This is a genomic window from Vibrio sabulosilitoris (genome assembly GCF_055391395.1).
The window spans coordinates 3,111,924-3,131,549 of record NZ_AP029599.1 but is presented as its reverse complement, the minus strand read 5'-3'; the positions used below and the strand labels follow the sequence as shown (position 1 = coordinate 3,131,549).

Annotated in this window: 14 protein-coding genes and 1 pseudogene; 7 read left to right on the top strand and 8 right to left on the bottom strand. The window is 49.3% G+C overall.

Annotated features, from left to right (window positions below; genetic code table 11):
• Nucleotides 1-17: 17 nt before the first annotated feature.
• Both fghA and ACZ5R2_RS14690 read right to left on the bottom strand, forming a co-directional pair.
• On the bottom strand, nucleotides 18-875 hold the full coding sequence (gene fghA / locus ACZ5R2_RS14695) for an S-formylglutathione hydrolase (protein WP_464900078.1): 858 nt from the start codon (nucleotides 873-875) through the stop codon (nucleotides 18-20).
• Nucleotides 876-919: 44 nt separating this feature from the next.
• Nucleotides 920-2,044, bottom strand: coding sequence for an S-(hydroxymethyl)glutathione dehydrogenase/class III alcohol dehydrogenase (locus ACZ5R2_RS14690; RefSeq protein WP_464900077.1), 1,125 nt, complete (start codon nucleotides 2,042-2,044; stop codon nucleotides 920-922).
• A gap of 165 nt (nucleotides 2,045-2,209) precedes the next feature.
• Here ACZ5R2_RS14690 and tadA point away from each other — a divergent pair, with 165 nt between their 5' ends.
• Nucleotides 2,210-2,728 carry a tRNA adenosine(34) deaminase TadA gene (tadA, locus tag ACZ5R2_RS14685; RefSeq protein ID WP_464900076.1) on the top strand — a complete coding sequence of 173 codons (519 nt, stop codon included), beginning with the start codon at nucleotides 2,210-2,212 and terminating at the stop codon, nucleotides 2,726-2,728.
• 85 nt (nucleotides 2,729-2,813) lie between these two features.
• On the opposite strand, the gene ACZ5R2_RS14680 is transcribed toward tadA, so the two are convergent.
• On the bottom strand, nucleotides 2,814-2,948 hold the full coding sequence (locus tag ACZ5R2_RS14680) for a hypothetical protein (protein WP_438460305.1): 135 nt from the start codon (nucleotides 2,946-2,948) through the stop codon (nucleotides 2,814-2,816).
• Between the two features lie 236 nt (nucleotides 2,949-3,184).
• Nucleotides 3,185-4,621: pseudogene (gene mltF, locus ACZ5R2_RS14675) on the bottom strand (membrane-bound lytic murein transglycosylase MltF); the annotation flags it as partial.
• A gap of 340 nt (nucleotides 4,622-4,961) precedes the next feature.
• Here mltF and purL point away from each other — a divergent pair.
• The 5 genes from purL (at nucleotide 4,962) to ACZ5R2_RS14650 (ending at nucleotide 14,532) form a co-directional block, all read left to right on the top strand.
• Nucleotides 4,962-8,855 carry a phosphoribosylformylglycinamidine synthase gene (gene purL, locus ACZ5R2_RS14670; protein ID WP_464900075.1) on the top strand — a complete coding sequence of 1,298 codons (3,894 nt, stop codon included), beginning with the start codon at nucleotides 4,962-4,964 and terminating at the stop codon, nucleotides 8,853-8,855.
• A 327-nt stretch (nucleotides 8,856-9,182) separates the two neighbouring features.
• Nucleotides 9,183-9,722: a DUF3332 domain-containing protein gene (locus ACZ5R2_RS14665; protein WP_464900074.1), complete on the top strand. Its 540-nt coding sequence runs from the start codon at nucleotides 9,183-9,185 to the stop codon at nucleotides 9,720-9,722.
• 308 nt (nucleotides 9,723-10,030) lie between these two features.
• Nucleotides 10,031-11,104 (top strand): S1 family peptidase, encoded by a 1,074-nt coding sequence (locus ACZ5R2_RS14660; protein WP_464900073.1) that lies wholly within the window; start codon nucleotides 10,031-10,033, stop codon nucleotides 11,102-11,104.
• 298 nt (nucleotides 11,105-11,402) lie between these two features.
• On the top strand, nucleotides 11,403-13,889 hold the full coding sequence (locus ACZ5R2_RS14655) for a LamG-like jellyroll fold domain-containing protein (RefSeq protein WP_464900072.1): 2,487 nt from the start codon (nucleotides 11,403-11,405) through the stop codon (nucleotides 13,887-13,889).
• 46 nt (nucleotides 13,890-13,935) lie between these two features.
• On the top strand, nucleotides 13,936-14,532 hold the full coding sequence (locus ACZ5R2_RS14650; protein WP_464900071.1) for a HupE/UreJ family protein: 597 nt from the start codon (nucleotides 13,936-13,938) through the stop codon (nucleotides 14,530-14,532).
• 83 nt (nucleotides 14,533-14,615) lie between these two features.
• On the opposite strand, the gene ACZ5R2_RS14645 is transcribed toward ACZ5R2_RS14650, so the two are convergent.
• From ACZ5R2_RS14645 to tsaA, 4 genes are all read right to left on the bottom strand, one after another.
• Complete coding sequence (locus tag ACZ5R2_RS14645) at nucleotides 14,616-14,807, bottom strand: DUF4250 domain-containing protein (protein ID WP_464900070.1); 192 nt, start codon at nucleotides 14,805-14,807, stop codon at nucleotides 14,616-14,618.
• On the bottom strand, nucleotides 14,807-15,013 hold the full coding sequence (locus tag ACZ5R2_RS14640) for a YaeP family protein (RefSeq protein ID WP_264874941.1): 207 nt from the start codon (nucleotides 15,011-15,013) through the stop codon (nucleotides 14,807-14,809). The genes ACZ5R2_RS14645 and ACZ5R2_RS14640 overlap by 1 nt, the downstream gene beginning before the upstream one ends.
• Nucleotides 15,014-15,143: 130 nt before the next feature.
• Entirely contained in the window at nucleotides 15,144-16,859 is a 1,716-nt protein-coding gene (locus tag ACZ5R2_RS14635) for a proline--tRNA ligase (protein WP_464900069.1), read from the bottom strand.
• Between the two features lie 77 nt (nucleotides 16,860-16,936).
• Nucleotides 16,937-17,644 carry a tRNA (N6-threonylcarbamoyladenosine(37)-N6)-methyltransferase TrmO gene (tsaA, locus tag ACZ5R2_RS14630; RefSeq protein ID WP_464900068.1) on the bottom strand — a complete coding sequence of 236 codons (708 nt, stop codon included), beginning with the start codon at nucleotides 17,642-17,644 and terminating at the stop codon, nucleotides 16,937-16,939.
• 331 nt (nucleotides 17,645-17,975) lie between these two features.
• On the opposite strand from tsaA, the gene ACZ5R2_RS14625 reads away from it, so the two are divergent.
• On the top strand, nucleotides 17,976-19,565 hold the full coding sequence (locus tag ACZ5R2_RS14625) for an AbgT family transporter (protein WP_464900067.1): 1,590 nt from the start codon (nucleotides 17,976-17,978) through the stop codon (nucleotides 19,563-19,565).
• Nucleotides 19,566-19,626 lie beyond the last annotated feature (61 nt).

The window sequence follows — 19,626 nt, the reverse complement described above, 5'->3', positions numbered from 1 at the left end:
TCTAGGTGTGTTTTTAACTAGTCATCATCAGTGGCAAACAGGTGGGCGGCATGGAAGCTTAAGTGGTCATCGATAAAGCTTTGAATAAAAAAGTAGCTATGGTCGTAGCCGGGCTGCATTCTTAGCTCAAAAACATGGCCCGTCTGCTCGGCAGCGGCGAGTAATTTATTCGGTTGTAACTGTTGCTCGAGAAATGGGTCGTCCTCGCCTTGGTCGATAAGTATCGGATTGATACTTTGCTGCGTTTGGAGTAGCTCAACACTATCGTACTGTTTCCACTTGGTCTGATCCGTGCCTAAGTAGTGCTGAAAAGCCTTTTGGCCCCAAGGGCAAGTTGAGGGGTTGACGATGGGGCTGAATGCGGAGATGGAGCAAAATTTTTCAGGGTTGCGTAGGCCGATGGTTATGGCGCCATGGCCGCCCATACTATGACCCGAGATAGCGCGCTCCGCAGTGACTGGAAAATGCTTTTCGATCAAGGCCGGCAGTTCATCAACGATGTAACTGTACATCTGGTAGTGGGTTGACCAAGGAGGTTGAGTGGCATTGAGATAGAACCCCGCCCCATGACCAAAGTCGTACTCACCATTTGGATCGTCTGGGACATCGTCACCACGTGGGCTGGTGTCTGGGGCGACGATCGCCAGCCCAAGCTCAGCGGCGCGGCGAAAGGCGCCGGCTTTGTGCATAAAATTTTCATCGGTGCAGGTGAGGCCAGATAGCCAATATACGACAGGGACAGGTGCAGCCTTACTTGCGACAGGTGGCAGGAAGATCGCAAAGCGCATCTCGCAGTTCACAACGTTTGATGTATGGCGATATTGCTGATACCAGCCGCCAAATACCTTGGCCTGGCTTACTTTTGTTAGTGGCATATTGCGATCCTAATTATTCTGCATTGAGACATCGTCGTTCAGTATTAGTAGTGAATGACACTACGGATACTCTCTCCTTTGTGCATCAAGGCAAAGGCTTGGTTGATCTCCTCAAGCGGCATGGTGTGAGTAATAAACTCCTGCAGACCAAACTCACCTGCCATATAACGCTCAACAATCTCTGGCAACTCAGTGCGCCCTTTGACCCCGCCAAAGGCGCTGCCACGCCATACACGTCCAGTGACTAACTGGAAGGGGCGGGTCGAGATCTCTTGTCCGGCCCCCGCGACTCCGATAATGACTGACTCGCCCCAGCCTTTATGGCAGCACTCTAAGGCTTGGCGCATTACATTGACGTTGCCGATACACTCGAATGAGTAATCGACGCCACCATCGGTCATTTCTATGATCACCTCTTGGATTGGTTTATCGAGTTTTTGCGGGTTGATGGTATCGGTTGCGCCAAGCTGCTTAGCAAGTTCAAACTTACTCTCGTTGATATCCACCCCAATGATGCGACTTGCCCCTGCCATTCGCGCTCCGATGATGGCTGATAAGCCGATACCACCAAGACCAAAGATAGCCACCGTATCACCACTTTCGACCTTGGCGGTGTTAAGCACAGCGCCCATACCTGTGGTCACGCCACACCCAAGCAGGCACACTTCTTCTAGCGGCGCTTGCTTGTTGACCTTGGCCAGAGAAATCTCTGGTAGAACAGTGTATTCAGAGAAGGTTGAGCAGCCCATATAGTGATAGATCGGCTCGCCGTTGATATAAAAGCGGGTAGTACCATCGGGCATCAGCCCCTTACCTTGAGTCTCGCGCACTGCTTGGCACAAATTGGTTTTGCCTGAGGTGCAGAACTTGCATTTACCACACTCTGCGGTGTATAGCGGGATCACATGATCGCCAACCGCCACGCTGGTGACCCCTTCACCAACCTGCTCTACGATGCCACCACCTTCATGACCAAGAATTGAAGGGAAGATACCCTCAGGGTCATCTCCTGAGAGGGTAAAGGCATCGGTATGACAGACGCCAGTGGCGACGATGCGCACCAATACTTCGCCAGCTTTCGGAAGCATCACATCGACCTCTTCCATCTTAAGTGGCTGCTTGGGACCCCAAGCTACGGCGGCGCGAGATTTGATAAACTGTTCAGTCATTTTCTATCCTTGCTGTCGTGGGCTCATCTGATCGCAAGTATAGTTCAGGGGCAGTGATTCGTTGCCTAGGTGAGCAATAGAGTGCGAGAGTATGTGTTAACACTAGGGATATCGGTGAGAGGGCGGTATGATGACGTGGTTTTATTATCAGGGTAAAGGGCAACAATGGAGCCGATAGATAACGTGTTTAGTGAGCAAGACGAGCACTTTATGCGCAAGGCCATGCAGCTGGCAGCTCGCGCAGAAGAGCAGGGCGAGGTGCCGGTAGGGGCTGTGCTAGTTAAAGGTGGTGAGATTATCGCTCAAGGGTACAACCGCTCAATTATCGACCATGATGCGACGGCACACGCGGAGATCCAGACCCTACGACAAGCGGGAAAGGTGCTCGAGAACTACCGGTTATTGGATACCACCTTGTACGTTACATTAGAGCCATGCCCAATGTGTGCTGGGGCGCTTTTGCACAGCCGAGTCAATCGAGTGGTATTCGGTGCTAGCGATCTCAAAGCTGGTGCGGCAGGCACCGTACTTAACTTGTTTAACAGTGATGCGGCTTTTCATTACGCCGAAGTCCAAGGTGGGTTACTTGCTGATGAATGTCGTGCGCAGCTGCAGGCGTTTTTTAAACGTCGACGTAAAGAGATTAAAGCCCTGAAACAGGTGAAAAGAGATCAACAGGAGTAGAGGAGAGGATGGTTGCCCGAGTGTGATTTTTTATCCCGAGCAACGTCTTTTGGCTACCTAGCGCGATGCTATCTGGCGCAAAACCCTAGCGTGACAAGACTTGCACGAAGGTGTTATTGCGTCTGATCAGTTTCTTTTTGTTGGCAGCAAGCACACGCTTGCGACGGTTGGCGGAAACTGTTTTATTGAGGCGCTGAGATAGTCGTCTTCTTCTAAGCATACTAACCTCCAAACTCAATAGTCGTAAAATAACGACAAACCCCTATATTAGGGCTTTAGTGCAATAAATCAAGGAAAATCGCTCGCGGATTGCTAGCGATTTTTAGGGTTTTACTGGTTTTGAGCAGTCGATCGTGCTGAATTAAGTTCGTCAGTTGCAGCAACCTCTGAACGCTGCTCTTCTGGGCTATTGTCAGGCTTGCCGATTTCGCGATTGATTGCTGAGGCCACAGGTTCGATCACCACAAACTCTTGGTTGCCATCACCCTCAAGCTCCGGGTGTTTCTCAACATGGCCAATGATGCTTTGGTAGTAGCGGCGAATATTCTCAACGTATTGCTGCGCTTCGTCACCGCGAGCATAGCCATAGCGTGTTTGGCTATAGTATTTCTTCTGTCTCAGCAGTGGCAGTCGCTCTTTGACATCTGCCCAAGCGTTTTGGTTGTCTCCCTGAGCTCGGGTTAAGCGCCTGGCATCCATCATATGGCCGTACCCAATGTTGTAAGAGGCCAGGGCAAACCAGATCTTCTCGTGCTCAGCAATTGAGTCTGGAATACGATTAACCATGCGCCGCAGATATTCGGCACCACCACGAATTGACTGCTCTGGGTCGAGTCGGTTGGTCACCCCAACGCTCTTGGCAGTGGGTAAGGTCAACATCATCATTCCACGCACACCGGTCGGTGACTTGGCGTGAGGCTTCCAGTGAGACTCCTGATAGGCCAGTGCCGCTAGCAGGCGCCAATCGAACTCGCTAGCGTACTGTTGAAACAGTGGGGCGTATTTTGGCAAGGTATTATCCAAAGCACGGATAAACGCGCGAGTATCAACATAATCAAAGCTGCCAATATGGCCAATGTATTTTTCTTCGAGTTTATCGAGATAACCACTTTGTTTGCTGTAGCCAAAGAACTCAATCAACAGCGCGTATAGGCTCTCATCATCCGAGCGTCTGAGTAGCCACGATACGGGTTGGTCCTCGGTTAGCTCAAAGGCAATCGCTAATTCTGGATAAATGCGCTGCGACAGCGAGAGTTCCACTGAATCTGCGACGGTAAATTGCAGTTTACCTGTCGATACCCCTAGCAGCAGCTGGCTGACATCGGTATCCTCTGCCACCGCATACTGAAAACTAGGATTCAGTTGTTTAATGCTACTAAAGGTGCGTGCAAAATCACTGTTATCGGCGATACTTAGCGTGTTTTCTATATCGTTGTCGGTGAGCAATTGTGGCAAGCGCTCCACCAGCTGATCAAGATTACGCGGACGCCAAGTGCCAGTTTTATACACTAGCTGTTGGCTGACATAATAGTAGGCTGGGCCAGCTCGAAAGGGCGTATGTTGGCTGCTTGCTTGGGTCAGCCCCCCCGCGATGATGTCAATTTCACCCTTTTGCAGAGCAGGGTAGAGATTCGACATCCGATACGCAGGGCGTATTTCGAGACGCACGCCAAGCTCTTTGGCAAATTGGCGAGCCAGCTCATAATCGAGCCCCGCAGGTCCCTCAGGGCCAATATAGTAAGAGAGTTGGTTGTTGACTGTGCCCACTCTCAATACGCCGCGATCTTTGATCTCTTGCAGCTCACTGCGCGGGGTGGAGTCATACTGACAACCAGTGATAACCAATAAGCTCGACAACAGAGTGGCGAGAAAAACTTGAGTTTTATTAAGCATACAACCAACGTCAAACAGAATTTATATCCTCAAGCAAAGTCTGAGGTCTGCAACTCGAGGTCACTTGAGGATAGTGTTTAGCAAGAGTGTATAACAGCTGTTGCAGGGGGAGCAAAGCCTTTGCTGCGGGAAGTAAATAAACGCCCAATAATGACCAAGCGCAGCGAAATGAAAAAAAATGACGCAAACGGTTGCTTTGGGTGTTACATCACAAATCTAAATCCTTTATAATGCGCCCGCAAACGGGAGATGACATTGACATAAGTTCAAGGCTTGCGGGAGTAAGTTATTGAATTTAGGCTAATTTTATCTTAATACATTGCATAAGAGACCTAAGCACATGAGAATTTTGCGTGGTTCCCCAGCTCTTTCTGAGTTTCGTGTAAACAAACTTTTGGAACTTTGTCGTGAACAAGGCCTACCTGTAACAGGTATTTACGCCGAGTTTATGCACTTTGCAGACCTAACAGCGGATCTTGACGCTCAAGAGATTGAGAAGCTTGAGAAGTTGCTGACTTACGGTCCGACGATCGAAGAGCACGCGCCAGAAGGTCTTCTACTTCTAGTGACGCCTCGTCCAGGCACTATCTCGCCTTGGTCATCAAAATCGACTGATATTGCGAACAACTGTGGCCTAGACAAAGTAAAACGTCTAGAGCGCGGCACGGCATACTACGTTGAGACATCAGCGGCACTATCTGACGAGCAAGTTCAGGCAGTGAAAGCGTTGATCCACGATCGCATGATGGAAGCGGTATTCACTGAGCTGGAGCAAGCAGCAGCGCTATTTACCGTTGCAGAGCCTGCACCAGTTGCTCACGTTGATATCCTAGCTGGCGGTCGCGCGGCGCTAGAAGAAGCGAACGTTTCTCTTGGCCTTGCCCTTGCTGAAGATGAGATCGACTACCTAGTTGAGAACTTCACTAAGCTGGGTCGCAACCCGAACGATATCGAGCTGATGATGTTTGCTCAGGCAAACTCAGAGCACTGTCGTCACAAAATTTTCAATGCAGACTGGACCATCGATGGCGTAGAGCAAGACAAGTCTCTATTCAAGATGATCAAGAACACCTTCGAAACCACGCCAGATCACGTGCTATCAGCTTACAAAGATAACGCGGCGGTTATGACGGGTTCTAAAGTCGGTCGCTTCTTCCCAGATCCAGAGACTCGCCAGTACAACTACCACAACGAAGATGCGCACATCCTGATGAAGGTTGAGACGCACAACCACCCAACCGCGATTTCGCCATGGCCGGGTGCTTCGACAGGTTCTGGTGGTGAAATCCGCGATGAAGGCGCAACCGGTATCGGTGGTAAGCCAAAAGCGGGCCTAGTTGGTTTCACAACCTCAAACCTGCGTATCCCAGGTTTTGAGCAGCCGTGGGAAACAGATTTCGGTAAGCCAGGTCGTATCGTTAACGCCCTAGACATCATGCTAGAAGGCCCACTGGGCGGCGCGGCGTTCAACAACGAATTTGGTCGTCCAAACCTACTTGGTTACTTCCGTACCTACGAAGAAAAAGTGACTTCTCATGCAGGCGAAGAAGTGCGTGGCTACCACAAGCCAATCATGATTGCCGGCGGTATGGGTAACATCCGCGACGAGCACGTACAGAAGAAAGAGATCCCAGTTGGCGCGAAGCTTATCGTGCTTGGTGGTCCAGCGATGAACATCGGTCTGGGCGGCGGCGCTGCGTCTTCTATGGCGTCTGGTCAGTCGGCAGAAGACCTAGATTTTGCTTCAGTACAGCGTGAAAACCCAGAGATGGAGCGTCGCTGTCAGGAAGTGATCGACCGTTGTTGGCAGCTAGGCGATGCAAACCCAATCGCCTTTATCCACGATGTGGGCGCGGGCGGCATCTCGAACGCACTTCCTGAGCTGTGTGACGATGGCGAGCGTGGCGGTCTGTTCCAGCTGCGTGACGTACCGAACGACGAGCTGAGCATGAGCCCGCTTGAGATCTGGTGTAACGAATCGCAAGAGCGTTACGTAATGGCAGTTGCGCCTGAGAATATGGACGTATTCGATGCGATCTGTAAGCGTGAGCGCGCACCATACGCAGTCGTTGGTGTGGCAACAGAAGAGCGTCACCTGACGCTAGAGGATTCTCACTTCGACAACACGCCAATCGATATGCCAATGGATATCCTGCTTGGCAAAACGCCGAAGATGCACCGTGATGCTAAAACGCTAAAAGTGGATAGCCCAGCGATCACGCGAGACGGCATTGAAGTTAACGAAGCCGCTGACCGCGTTCTTCGTCTGCCTACGGTTGCTGAGAAGACCTTCCTAATCACCATCGGTGACCGTACGGTAACGGGTCTAGTGGCACGTGACCAAATGGTTGGTCCATGGCAGGTTCCTGTAGCAAACTGCGCAGTAACAGCAGCAAGCTATGACTCTTACCATGGTGAAGCGATGTCGATGGGTGAGCGTACTCCGGTTGCTCTACTCGACTTCGGCGCATCAGCGCGTCTTGCAGTCGGTGAGTCTCTAACTAACATCGCAGCGACGGATATCGGCGATATCAAGCACATCAAACTGTCGGCTAACTGGATGTCTCCAGCGGGTCACCCAGGTGAAGACGCAGGTCTTTACGAAGCGGTTAAAGCGGTAGGTGAAGAGCTATGTCCAGCACTAGGCCTAACTATCCCAGTCGGTAAAGACTCAATGTCGATGAAGACTAAATGGGAAGACAACGGTGAAAGCAAAGAAGTGACTTCTCCACTGTCACTGGTTATTACTGCATTTGGTCGTGTTGAAGATGTACGTAAGACGGTTACCCCTCAGCTTCGTACTGACAAAGGCGACTCTTCGCTAGTACTTGTTGACCTAGGTAACGGTAAAAACCGTCTAGGTGCAACGGCGCTTGCACAGGTTTACAAGCAGCTTGGTGATAAGCCTGCAGACGTTGACAACGCTGAGCAGCTAAAAGGCTTCTTCGATGCGATGCAATCTCTAGTACGCGATGACAAACTGGTGGCTTACCACGATAAAGGCGATGGCGGTCTATTCGTTACTCTAGCTGAGATGGCATTCGCTGGTCACTGTGGCCTGAAAGCAGACATCGCACAGCTTGGCGACGATACACTAGCGGCGCTATTTAACGAAGAGTTGGGCGCTGTGGTTCAGGTTAAGAATGACGACCTAGATGCGGTTAAAGCGGTACTTGCTGCTAACGGCCTAGCAGCATGTTCACACGTTATCGGTAGCGTAGAAGCGTCAGACGATGTTGTGATTACCTCAGGTGATGCAGTGGTCCTTGAGCGCTCTCGTACCGAGCTACGTACTATCTGGGCTGAGACCACGCACAAGATGCAAGGCCTACGTGACAACCCAGCATGTGCTGACCAAGAATTCGAAGCGAAGAAAGATAACTCAGACCCAGGCCTGAACGTAAACCTAAGCTTTGATATCAACGAAGATGTTGCTGCTCCTTACATCGCTAAGGGTGCCAAGCCGAAGATGGCTATCTTGCGTGAGCAAGGTGTTAACTCGCATGTTGAGATGGCGGCGGCGTTTGACCGTGCTGGCTTTGAAGCAACCGATATCCACATGAGCGATATCCTAACCGGTCAAGCGGTGTTAGATGAGTACCAAGGCCTAGTAGCTTGTGGCGGCTTCTCTTACGGTGACGTTCTTGGTGCAGGTGAAGGTTGGGCGAAGTCTATCCTGTTCAACGCACAAGCTCGCGACCAGTTCCAAGGCTTCTTCAACCGCGACAACACCTTCTCTCTAGGTGTGTGTAACGGCTGTCAGATGCTATCGAACCTGAAAGAGCTGATCCCAGGTGCTGACCTGTGGCCACGCTTTGTCCGCAACGAATCTGAGCGTTTTGAAGCGCGTTTTAGCCTAGTTGAAGTACAGAAGTCTGATTCGGTATTCTTCGATGGTATGGCAGGCTCGCGTATGCCTATCGCGGTATCGCACGGTGAAGGTCGCGTTGAAGTTCGCGATGCTGAGCACCTAGCAGCGATCGAAGCATCAGGTACCGTAGCGGTGCGTTACGTGGATAACCACGGTAACCCAACGCAGCAGTACCCGAACAACCCGAACGGCTCGCCAAACGCTATCACAGGTCTAACGACTCAAGATGGCCGCGTAACCATCATGATGCCACACCCAGAGCGTGTCTTCCGCACGGTAGCAAACTCTTGGGCTCCGGACTCATGGGGCGAGAACGGCGCGTGGATGCGCATGTTCCAGAATGCTCGTAAGAACATCGGTTAATTTTAAAAACGCCAGTCTGATGACTGGCTTTTTTTTTCCCTTTGGCAAAGAGGCGAGAGGCGAGATCGCTTTGCTGCGAGAGACGAGGGGAGATCGTTGATGCTTATCGAATATCACTAACTGCCTTTGATTTTTTTCCTCATCACGTTCAATTTCAAAGAGGCGATTTTAGGTGCGACTATCCTGCAGCACCCGCTTACCCTCCTCGCCTCTCGACTCTCGATTCTCGCCTCTGAATTTCCGCCTCTGCTCTTTGACACTATGCTAACAGTCCCCACCCCAGACTTGATTATGATCGCGCCGTTTTTGATCAAGGGAGAATCTAAAGTGAACACCAAACTCACCAAATTAGCGGTATTGGCAAGCAGTGGTCTTGCGTTGTCGGGTTGTGTTGGTAGCAATGCAATTACTGGCATGGTCATGGAGCTGAATGTCAAGGCGGTCGATAACCGTTATGCTCGTGGTGGCCTGAATATGCTGCTGGCACCTGTGTATGGTGTGGCACTCGCAGCGGACTACATCGTGGTTAACTCGCTTGAGTTCTGGACCGGGAAAAACCCGATCAATGGCTCTCCGCACATCTTTGATACCAAGACAGACACCTATATCGAAGTCAATGATCAAATTGACCCTTCACTGCACAGCGCACCGCTTCCACCAGTGACCAATACACGTACGATTGAGCAAGGTCAGATGATGAAAGTGGATGACAACACGGTGCAAATGGATATCAGCTATAGTGATGGAGCCAGTGCAACACTCATTGGCGTCAAAGATGGTGAGCGCGTCAGTTACTATCTTGATGGGGAGCTGATTTCACAGGCCACCCTCAGTGAGTTAGAAACCTTCGCGGCTTCGCGTTCATAGTTCACTCGCGTTGTAATACCGACGATCGGGCACTAATCAGTTAATCTACCCTCTGTGATGGTGCCCCTCTATCTTTTCGCTGTGTCTTATTGAGCTTACAGCAACCACCTAATCCTTTCCTTACACAAAATACCCTAGCAATCTTCGTATACTTCATCGACTTTATACTCAATAGAGACAAATCTTTTTCTCCTATTTCAACTAATTAATAAGTAAACGTCTTTGAGTACTCGCTGGGTATCAAGCATAATACGCAATGTGATTAAAGATTAGTCACAACTGGATGTTTGACGTATATGGAAATAGTAATGAAGTCTTTATCTCTTGTTTGCCTGATTCTAATCAGCACTATCGGGGGAGCGATAGCCACCCCAATTTCTATCGAACCTAGGATTGTCGGGGGGATCCAAAGTCTGGCAGGTGAATTGCCATGGCAGTTGTTCCTCTCTGTAGAGAAAACGGACGGTTGGAACTATAAATGCGGTGCCGTTTATATTGGTAATCGCTATGCGTTAACGGCTGCCCACTGTGTTGATGGAGTGAAATCTGACGACAGCAGCCAAGGGCAGGCGATCAGCGTGTTTGCTGGCAGCAACGACCTGCGCGACTTCCTTCCCATCGATAGCGCTATTGAGCCCTCTATTGCGCCGATTTATGTTTCTAAAGCCAATGTCACTATTCATCCAGATTACAACCACTCGACCTTTGATAATGATATCGCAGTGTTAGAGCTTAACCAGGAGCCCGCTGCGCTAGCGATAAAACTGGCCTCTGCAGAGGAGCGTCGCGCCGCCTTAAACGAGTTTGACTTAGCCTATGTGCCTGGAGGAAAAAGTGACGAGAATTTAATCGTCTCTGGCTGGGGGCTGACTCACGGGCAGGACGTTAACTCAGATTCTATTCACCTGCTGCAAACGGCGCTGACCGGTGTGCCTTTAGATATCTGCCAGGACCAATGGCCGTTCGAATTGCCTAAGGTGATTTGCGCGACTATGCCGGATCCCGATTTTATTCGTGATAGCTGTAATGGCGACTCTGGTGGTCCTTTGGTATGGAAAAATCACCAAGATGCCAATGATGGTTTTGGCCTGCGCTTACTTGGGTTGGTAGGCTTCGGCGCTAGCGCTTGCAATGCGATGCCTCCTGGAGGCTATACCGATATCGCCATGCATACTGAGTTTATTTTAGACAACACACCAAACGGTTTACCTGAGAGTAATTCAGATTTTTCCGCCGATCCCTTTACTCGTTCTTACCAAGGTACCGGGGTCAAGGCATACGATGATAAAGCCCAATCAGGTAGCTTTGGGGGGGGTGTAATAGTGTTACTTACAATAGTGTCAGTCTTTCGGCGATTCCGAGGATTTAAAAAGGATGGGTAATACAAGGTCGCGTAAATGGCACCCCTTTACTCAAACGGACAGTGGTCTAGTTCAAAAGTAAGGGTAACGAGGTAGCACTCAGGCTCATTTGAAGGCCTGGAAAATGAGTTTTGACAGACACAACAAACAAAAAGTAGTTCTGGTTTAACCAAATTATGATTGGTAGATGATGTATTTTATTCAATAGGATGAACATTTAGTTAAGTTCCCTGGCTGTCATATTTTCGACAACTCCAAAAAATAAGTTATACCTTTCTGGTATATATCAGATTTTAATTTGATATTCTTTGGAGAGAAAATGAAAAACGTAAGACTAAGAGCTGCTGCGGTCAGTGTGACTTTAGCTCTCGCTTTATCAGGCTGTAATTCCAGCTCAAATGATAATGCTGATAATGGGATCGCTTTCGATCCAGCAGACTACCTCTTGATCAATGAGCCCTACCTAATGTCTGCTCAAGACGATACGATGGTGGTTAGTTGGCGAACAGATGCTGGCAGTGAGTCAAAAGTAATTTTTGGTACCAAACCAGGTGTATACCAGTATGAAGTCTATGGGCAGCATCAAAGGCTAGGCTATCAATATCATTACCACACCACCATGATTGACGGACTTAAGTCTGGACAAACCTATTACTACCGTGTCATTACTGACAACTTGGCTTCTGAAGAGTTTAGTTTTGTTGCGGCGCCAGATGATCGTAAACAAGGTAACTTCCGCTTTTTGGTGATTGGTGATCATCAGTATGCAGAGGACGATCGTATTGAACGTTTGGTATTAGGTGCCAAGCGTGTACTCGATGAGCAATATCCTGAAGAGGGGACCAAGGCAGCGAGTTTGGTGCTTAATGTTGGGGACCAGGTGGATGAATCAACTCTGCACGACTACCGCTATACCCATTTTGATAAAATGAAGTACCTGTCGGGAGAGCTACCGTTCTACACCGTGCTGGGCAACCATGAGTACTTCTCTGACCCTACAGCATCACTGTATTTTGCGCATTTCAAATATGATCATATGCACTACCAAGGCATCCAAGCGCTTCCTCAATACAGTGAGGAATACTATGCATTCCAAAAGGGACGTGTGTTGTTTGTCATGCTTAACAGCGAGACCAGCCGCAGCCATATGACCGGTGATGAAATGATCCGACAGGGCCAGTGGGTACGTGAAGTGGTGGAAACCGCCGATCAAGATGACAGCGTTGACTGGATTTTCGCGGTGAGTCATCACCCAATGCGTTCTGAACTCAACAGCAATGATGAGCAAGAACTGGTCGCACGTGTTTTTGCCGAGGAGTTAACCAAGTCCGATAAGTTTGCTATGCATGTTGGTGCCCACACCCACAACTATGCTCGTGGTGCGTTCGAAGAACATAGCGGTTACCACATCATCAGTGGTGGTGCTTCCTTTGACGAGTATTGGACCAAACGATCAGATGATCCGGCCGATTATGAGACTCTAGTCGGTACAGATCGTCTAAACGACTACGCCGATGTTTCTCGTACTCAGCAGGCCCACAACTTCCAGTTAATCGATATTGATTACGATACCGACGAGGTTGTTATTCAGACCTGGACGACGGGTAATGCTGTCAATCCTCATGAAATGGGGCAGATGCCAGAGCTACTTGACGAGTTCCGTCTGAGCAAGTCTGGTGTAGCGCCCGATGCGCCGTCACTGATGCTGTCAACCTATGAGCTTGATATGCAAAATGACACCTTAGAGCTTGCTCTGACACCGTACAATAGTGCTGTTGACGCACAGATGTTCAGTACTGAGTTTGCACTGGTCAAGCCAAATCCGTACACCCAAGAGTGTGACCTAAATACGCCTGAGTTGGTGATAAAGCGTGATATCGAGAATATCTTTGGCGCAGTGGATGACGAGGACTATGTCGGCATTGATCGTAACAAAGATGTTGATATTACGGTTGCATATGTAGGTCAAGATACTGATTTCTATCAAGAGTACGCTTTGCCTGAGGGCGAGTACTGCGTCAAAGCACGTTACAGAGATGAAATGCAGCGTTGGTCTGATTGGTCAGAAACGGAAACGCTCACCGTCATCAACAGCGATGTGACGCCTATCAACTATCAATCGTCGGTTAATTTGCCGCTTAATGGTCACTACGACAACATCAGCCTTCTACCACTGGCCGTTCAAGTTGAAGATGAGAGCAAAGTTCGTTGGGTTGAAGATCAAGAGCGTGGCACTGTGCTAGAGACAGGTTTCGATGGGCGTTCGAATCTGATGATCACTCCAGTTGACCAAGAGCTTTACGATGATCCAAGTAAATGGCTTGGTCAAGACCAGATTACCATCTCTGCATGGTTTAAGCCTAAACGTCTATCAAATTGGGGCTGTTACTTTGGTATTGGTCAGCGTAACCACGATGGTTTCTGTCTAGGCTCTCGTAATAACACCATGTGGGCTGTTGGCAGTGCGATGACACGTGCTGAATATGGTGAGCATGAAGGCTTTAACTTCTTGCGAGTTAACTCACAAATGGGTGAACTCGATAAATGGGCTCATGTTGTGACAACTTACGATAGTCGTCTACTTAGTGTCTATATCGACGGTGAGCTAGTTGCCCAAGAAGAGAAGGGCGCAGATATCATCTGGAATGCTGATGCAAATGGTAATCAGCTAAACCTAGCTGGTGGCTGGTCTATCGGTGATGGCAGTCAAGAGGATGAGCGCTCTTTTGAGGGGTATATCAGCGATGCTCAGGTGTGGGCTCGCGCACTAACCCAGCAAGAAATCCAAGCGATCTACCAACAATAATTGATAACAAGGAAAGGTTGCCCTTGCTCGGGGCAACCTCATTGATATGAAGATTTTACTGGCTCTATTTTTCATTTTTTCAGCACCAGCTCACGCCCATGTTCGTATGCTGGATGCAGGATTTTTTAGCGCAATGCTTCACCCAGTGATGGGTATTGATCATCTGATGGCGATGCTATCTGTTGGGATCATCAGTGCACGATTAGGTGGGCGATTTGTTTGGTTGCTACCGGGGCTTTTTATTGGTGCGATGGTCTTTGGCGGCTATTTTGCTCTGACTGGCGTGCGTTTGATCGTGGTTGATTTTGCGATTGCAGTCTCGGTCTTGGTACTTGGTGTTGCGATTTTTACCAGTTACAAGCCTGCCATTTTGGTTGGGGCCATCGGTACCTGCTTTTTTGGTGTGTTTCACGGCTATGCGCATGGAACGCAAATTACAAGGCTGGTAAACCCTGAACTGTTTGTCATGGGATTTTTATCTGGTACTGCGTTAATCCATTTAATTGGCGTGGGCCTTGGAACGGTTGCGGAGAAAAAAGTGAGATTTAAGGAAAGCCTAAATTATGCAGGGGCTGCCTTTGCCGGTATTGGCGGTTACTTAACAACCGAGTATATCCCTTTATTAATGATGATGTATCGATAAATAAAATGGAGCGAGGGCGAGCAACATGCTGAAAAAATTCAACTCGTTGGATCCCGGAAGGGCAAGCCCGTCCCCGCACCTAATTATCTAAACTGGCCTGCGTCAGGCAAAAAATCAAACCCAGCTTTTGCTAGCTTGGCTTCCAGCGCCGCCTTATCAATCTCGAAGAACGCCACGAGCTTATCCAAGTTGCCACCGAAGTCATCGCGCAGTTTCATGTTGACGATGCTCATGAGCATAATCGGGTCCATGCTCTCGAAGTTAGCCAGGTTCATTACTTATCCTCGAAGTCCGAGATCAGTAGATTGGCTGCAGCAAACGCGGCTTTTTCGCGCGCTTCTTTGGGTAGTGACTCATCAGCCGCAATCTCATTTAGCGCTTTTACCGCACAACTGATCGCCTGTGGGATGTAGGCTTGATCGCCACTGCCAATCTGAGCGTAAAGCTCGCGAACTAATTCACAACAACCGTAAACTTGCATGATGTTTCCTTCTTCAAGGTCTAATTGACCGTATTTTTAACTGCCGACCAATATACACATCGAAGTTTGTAAATACAAAAAAGGGCTGACACTGATGGTCAACCCCTTGATATCAAGCAAGCTTTGAAAATTAGCTTAGCTGCGCTTTCACATGCTCAACGATGTCTGCCATCGCAACCGCTGTTTTCTCACCCGAGCGGCGGTTCTTGTACTCGAAGTTGCCTTCTTTCATACTGCGATCGCCAATCACGATAGTGTGAGGCACGCCAACCAGCTCCATATCAGAGAACATCACGCCTGGGCGCTCTTTACGGTCATCAAACAGAACCTCGATGCCCATCGCGGTCAGATCAGCGTACAGCTTTTCAGCGGCCGCTTTCACTTCTTCAGACTTATGCATGTTCATCGGCACGATCGCAACCTGGAATGGCGCGATTGCGTCTGGCCAGATGATGCCATACTTGTCGTTGTTTTGCTCGATAGCTGCGGCGACGACGCGCGATACACCGATACCGTAACAGCCCATCTCTAGGATCACGTTCTTGCCGTCAGGGCCAAGCACGCCACAGTTCATCTTCTCAGAGTAGTTGGTACCCAGCTGGAAGATATGGCCAACTTCGATACCGCGCTTAAGTGAGATAGTGCCCTGACCACATGGGCTTGGGTCACCTTCAACTACGTTACGCAAATCTTCGATTTGACCCAGCTCTGCATCACGACCCCAGTTGATGCCAAAGTAGTGCTTGTCATCAAGGTTAGCGCCTGCGCCAAAGTCGCTCATTACCGCAACGGTGCGGTCAACGATAAACGGTAGCTCAAGACCTACTGGGCCAAGTGAGCCAGGTCCTGCGCCGATCAGTGCGCGGATCTCTTCTTCTGTCGCCATCTCAAGAGGAGAGGCGACCTGTGTGAGGTTTTCTGCTTTAACTTCATTAAGCTCGTGGTCGCCACGGATGATTAGGGCGATGATGTCGGCATCAACTTCTTCAGACGCTTTAACAAACAGTGTCTTAGCCGTCTTTTCGATTGGCAGGTCAAACTGCTCGACCAGTTCTGCGATGGTCTTGGCATTTGGTGTATCAACCAGCGTCATCTCTTGGGTTGGTGCTGGCGCTTCTGCTGCTGGTGCCAGTGCTTCGGCTTTTTCGATGTTCGCCGCGTAGTCTGACTCAGAAGAGAAGGCAATCAAGTCTTCGCCGCTTTCAGCCAGTACGTGAAACTCGTGCGAGCCACTGCCACCAATCGCGCCAGTGTCTGCCAATACTGGGCGGTAGTCGAGACCCATGCGATCAAAGGCTTTACAGTAAGCGGTGTGCATTGCTTCGTAAGAGGCTTTTAGGCCCTCTTTATCGATATCGAAGCTGTAGGCATCCATCATCGAGAACTCACGTGCACGCATCACGCCAAAGCGCGGACGACGCTCATCACGGAACTTGGTCTGAATTTGGTAAAGGTTTAGCGGCAACTGCTTGTAAGAGCTCACTTCATTGCGCACAAGGCTAGTGATCACTTCTTCTGCCGTTGGGCTAAGAACAAACGGACGCTCATGGCGGTCAGTAAAACGCAGTAGCTCAGCGCCCATTTTCTCGCTGCGGCCAGTCTCTTCCCATAGCTCAAACGGCTGCACTACGGGCATCAAAGTCTCAACTGCACCTGCATTATCGATCTCTTGGCGAACGATGTTTTCGACTTTACGCAGCACACGTAGACCGGTAGGTAGCCAGGTGTAAAGACCAGAGGCTAGCTTACGGATCATACCTGCACGAAGCATCAGCTGGTGGCTGATCACTTCTGCGTCGTTTGGAGTCTCCTTCAGAGTAGAAAGAAGATAGTTACTGGTACGCATTCTATGGTATCCGTTTCATCATATTATATGGACCCCTCACCGGGAGGGAATAAAGTTAAGCCGTGTATGATATCAGTCTATTGGTCTGGTCTAAAGTCTTCTATAGTGCTAACCGTGACTAAGTTGCCCGCAACCTGGAATTTGATGTTCATATCGTACAAATTGACCGCATATTCTTTACTGTCTGGCTTACTCTTTTTATAGGCAGGTCTTGGGTCTTGTGCCAGCACCTGACCGATAACAAGTTTTTCCTGCTCGCCATCAAGACGCTGCTCAAGAAACTGGCTGGCGATAGGGCTAAACTCAACCGCTTTGGTTTCTGGCTCCGCGTCTGCGTAGCCTCCCTGAGCGGCTTCAATAGCGTCACTGTAGGGGATATAAGGCTTGATATCGACAATCGGCGTGCCATCGACGAGATCGACGTTGCCGAGCTCCAGGTAAATCTGATCGCGTTGCTGAGTAATGCCATTGACCTCGACGGCAGACATGCCGATGCCATTGGGGCGAAAGGTCGAGCGTGAGGCAAACACACCGATACGCTCATTACCGCCAAGGCGAGGGGGTCTGACGGTGGGTTTCCAGCCAGCCGCTAGGTTTTGATCAAACAGGAACAGCAGCCAGACATGAGAGAAGGCCTCAAGGCCACGCACAGCCTCCAAGCAGTTGGCCTCACCTTGCAGTTTTACCCGTGCACTTGCGGCAGGAACCAGTCTTGGCTGGCGAGGAACGGCGAACTTTTCCTTATATGGGCTCTCAATAACCCCGATAGGAGTGATGGTAAACATTGATCAGGCTCACAAAAATGGCATTAGGTGTGATCATTATATCGAAATTTTAACCCTCGGATAAAACAGCACAGTTAATTTTGCTTGCTGTTGACCAAATTATTAGTGTTTTCGTGCGTTACAGAAGCATCGACCTGGTAATTTTTCTGTTTTAATTATGTTGTAACTTTATTCTTTTTTAGTTTTTTTGTGTAATTTATTCGGTTTTTCCGGATATTTATTGCGGATTTATTCCTTTTTACCCTTCATTTTCTCGGCGCAGTACAGTAATCTGCGCCTGCTTCGTGTTTCGTTCGCACGCAGCCACAACAGAATATTAAGGAGGGAACAGGTGAGTTCATCTGCTTCAATTAAAGATACAAACACACAAAAGAAGTCGCCATTTACGCGCTTTCTTGATGCGGTAGAATATTTAGGGAACCTACTGCCACACCCAATCACACTATTTGCTATCTTCTGTTTAGCAATTGTAGTCACTTCAGGTATTGCAGGCTACTTCGGCGTCTCAGTCGTTGATCCTCGCCCAGAAGGCGCTGCTGGTCGTGCTGCTGACGGCATGATCCACGTTGTGAGCCTACTCAATGCCGATGGCCTTGAGCGTATCGTGACTAATCTGGTCTCAAACTTTGTTGGTTTTGCTCCTTTAGGTACCGTATTGGTTGCGTTGCTTGGTGTTGCTATCGCTGAGCACTCTGGTCTACTTTCTGCGGCAATGCGTGGCCTTGTAATGGGCGCGTCAACGCGCATGGTTACTGTAACGGTTGTCTTTGCCGGTATCATCTCAAACACGGCTTCAGAGTTGGGTTACGTCGTTCTAATCCCTCTTGCAGCGATGCTTTTCCACTCTATGGGGCGTCACCCTCTAGCGGGTCTAGCCGCTGCGTTTGCTGGTGTGTCTGGTGGCTACTCAGCTAACCTTCTTATCGGTACGGTTGATCCACTGCTTTCTGGTATTACAGAGACAGCAGCACAAATGATTGACCCGACTTACGGTGTTGGTCCTGAGGTTAACTGGTACTTTATGTTCGTATCGACCTTCTTTATCTCATTTGCGGGTGCATTCGTAACTGAGAAACTGGTTGAGCCAAAACTTGGCAAATACAACCAAGAAGAAGCAGCAGAAGACCTATCGGGTGACACCATGGGTAAACTGACTGATAGCGAGAAGAAAGGTCTGAAAATGGCAGGTATCGCCCTGCTGGTTGTGAGTGCACTTATCGCTTGGACCGTCGTGCCTGAAAACGGCATTCTACGTACAGCGGATGGTCAAATTGCTGGCTCACCATTCCTAAGAAGTATCGTTGCCTTTATCTTCGTCTTCTTCGCTGTTCCAGGTTACGTTTACGGCCGTACAACGGGCGTAATGAAGACGGATCGTGATGTGATCAACGCAATGTCTAAATCCATGTCATCAATGGGCATGTACATTGTTTTGGTGTTCTTTGCAGCACAATTCGTGGCGTTCTTTAGTTGGACTAACTTTGGTCAAGTTATCGCGGTAACTGGCGCTGAGTTCCTACAGAACATCGGTCTGACTGGCCCGACTTTGTTCTTCGCCTTCATCCTAATGTGTGGCTTTATCAACCTGATGATTGGTTCAGCGTCTGCGCAGTGGGCGGTAACAGCACCTATCTTTGTTCCTATGCTAATGCTAGTTGGTTACGCACCAGAAACCATCCAGGCTGCGTACCGTATCGGTGACTCGACCACTAACATCATCACACCAATGATGAGCTATTTCGGTCTGATCCTAGCCGTTGCAACACGCTACATGAAGAACCTAGGTATCGGTACCCTAATCGCAACCATGTTGCCATACTCACTGGTCTTCCTTGTGGGTTGGTCACTACTATTCTACATCTGGGTATTCGTTCTAGGCCTACCAGTAGGCCCAGGCGCAGCAACCTACTACACGCCTTAACGTTCTTTGGCGCTGTAACTGAATCAAAAAAACCTGCCATCTGGCAGGTTTTCTTTTTTAG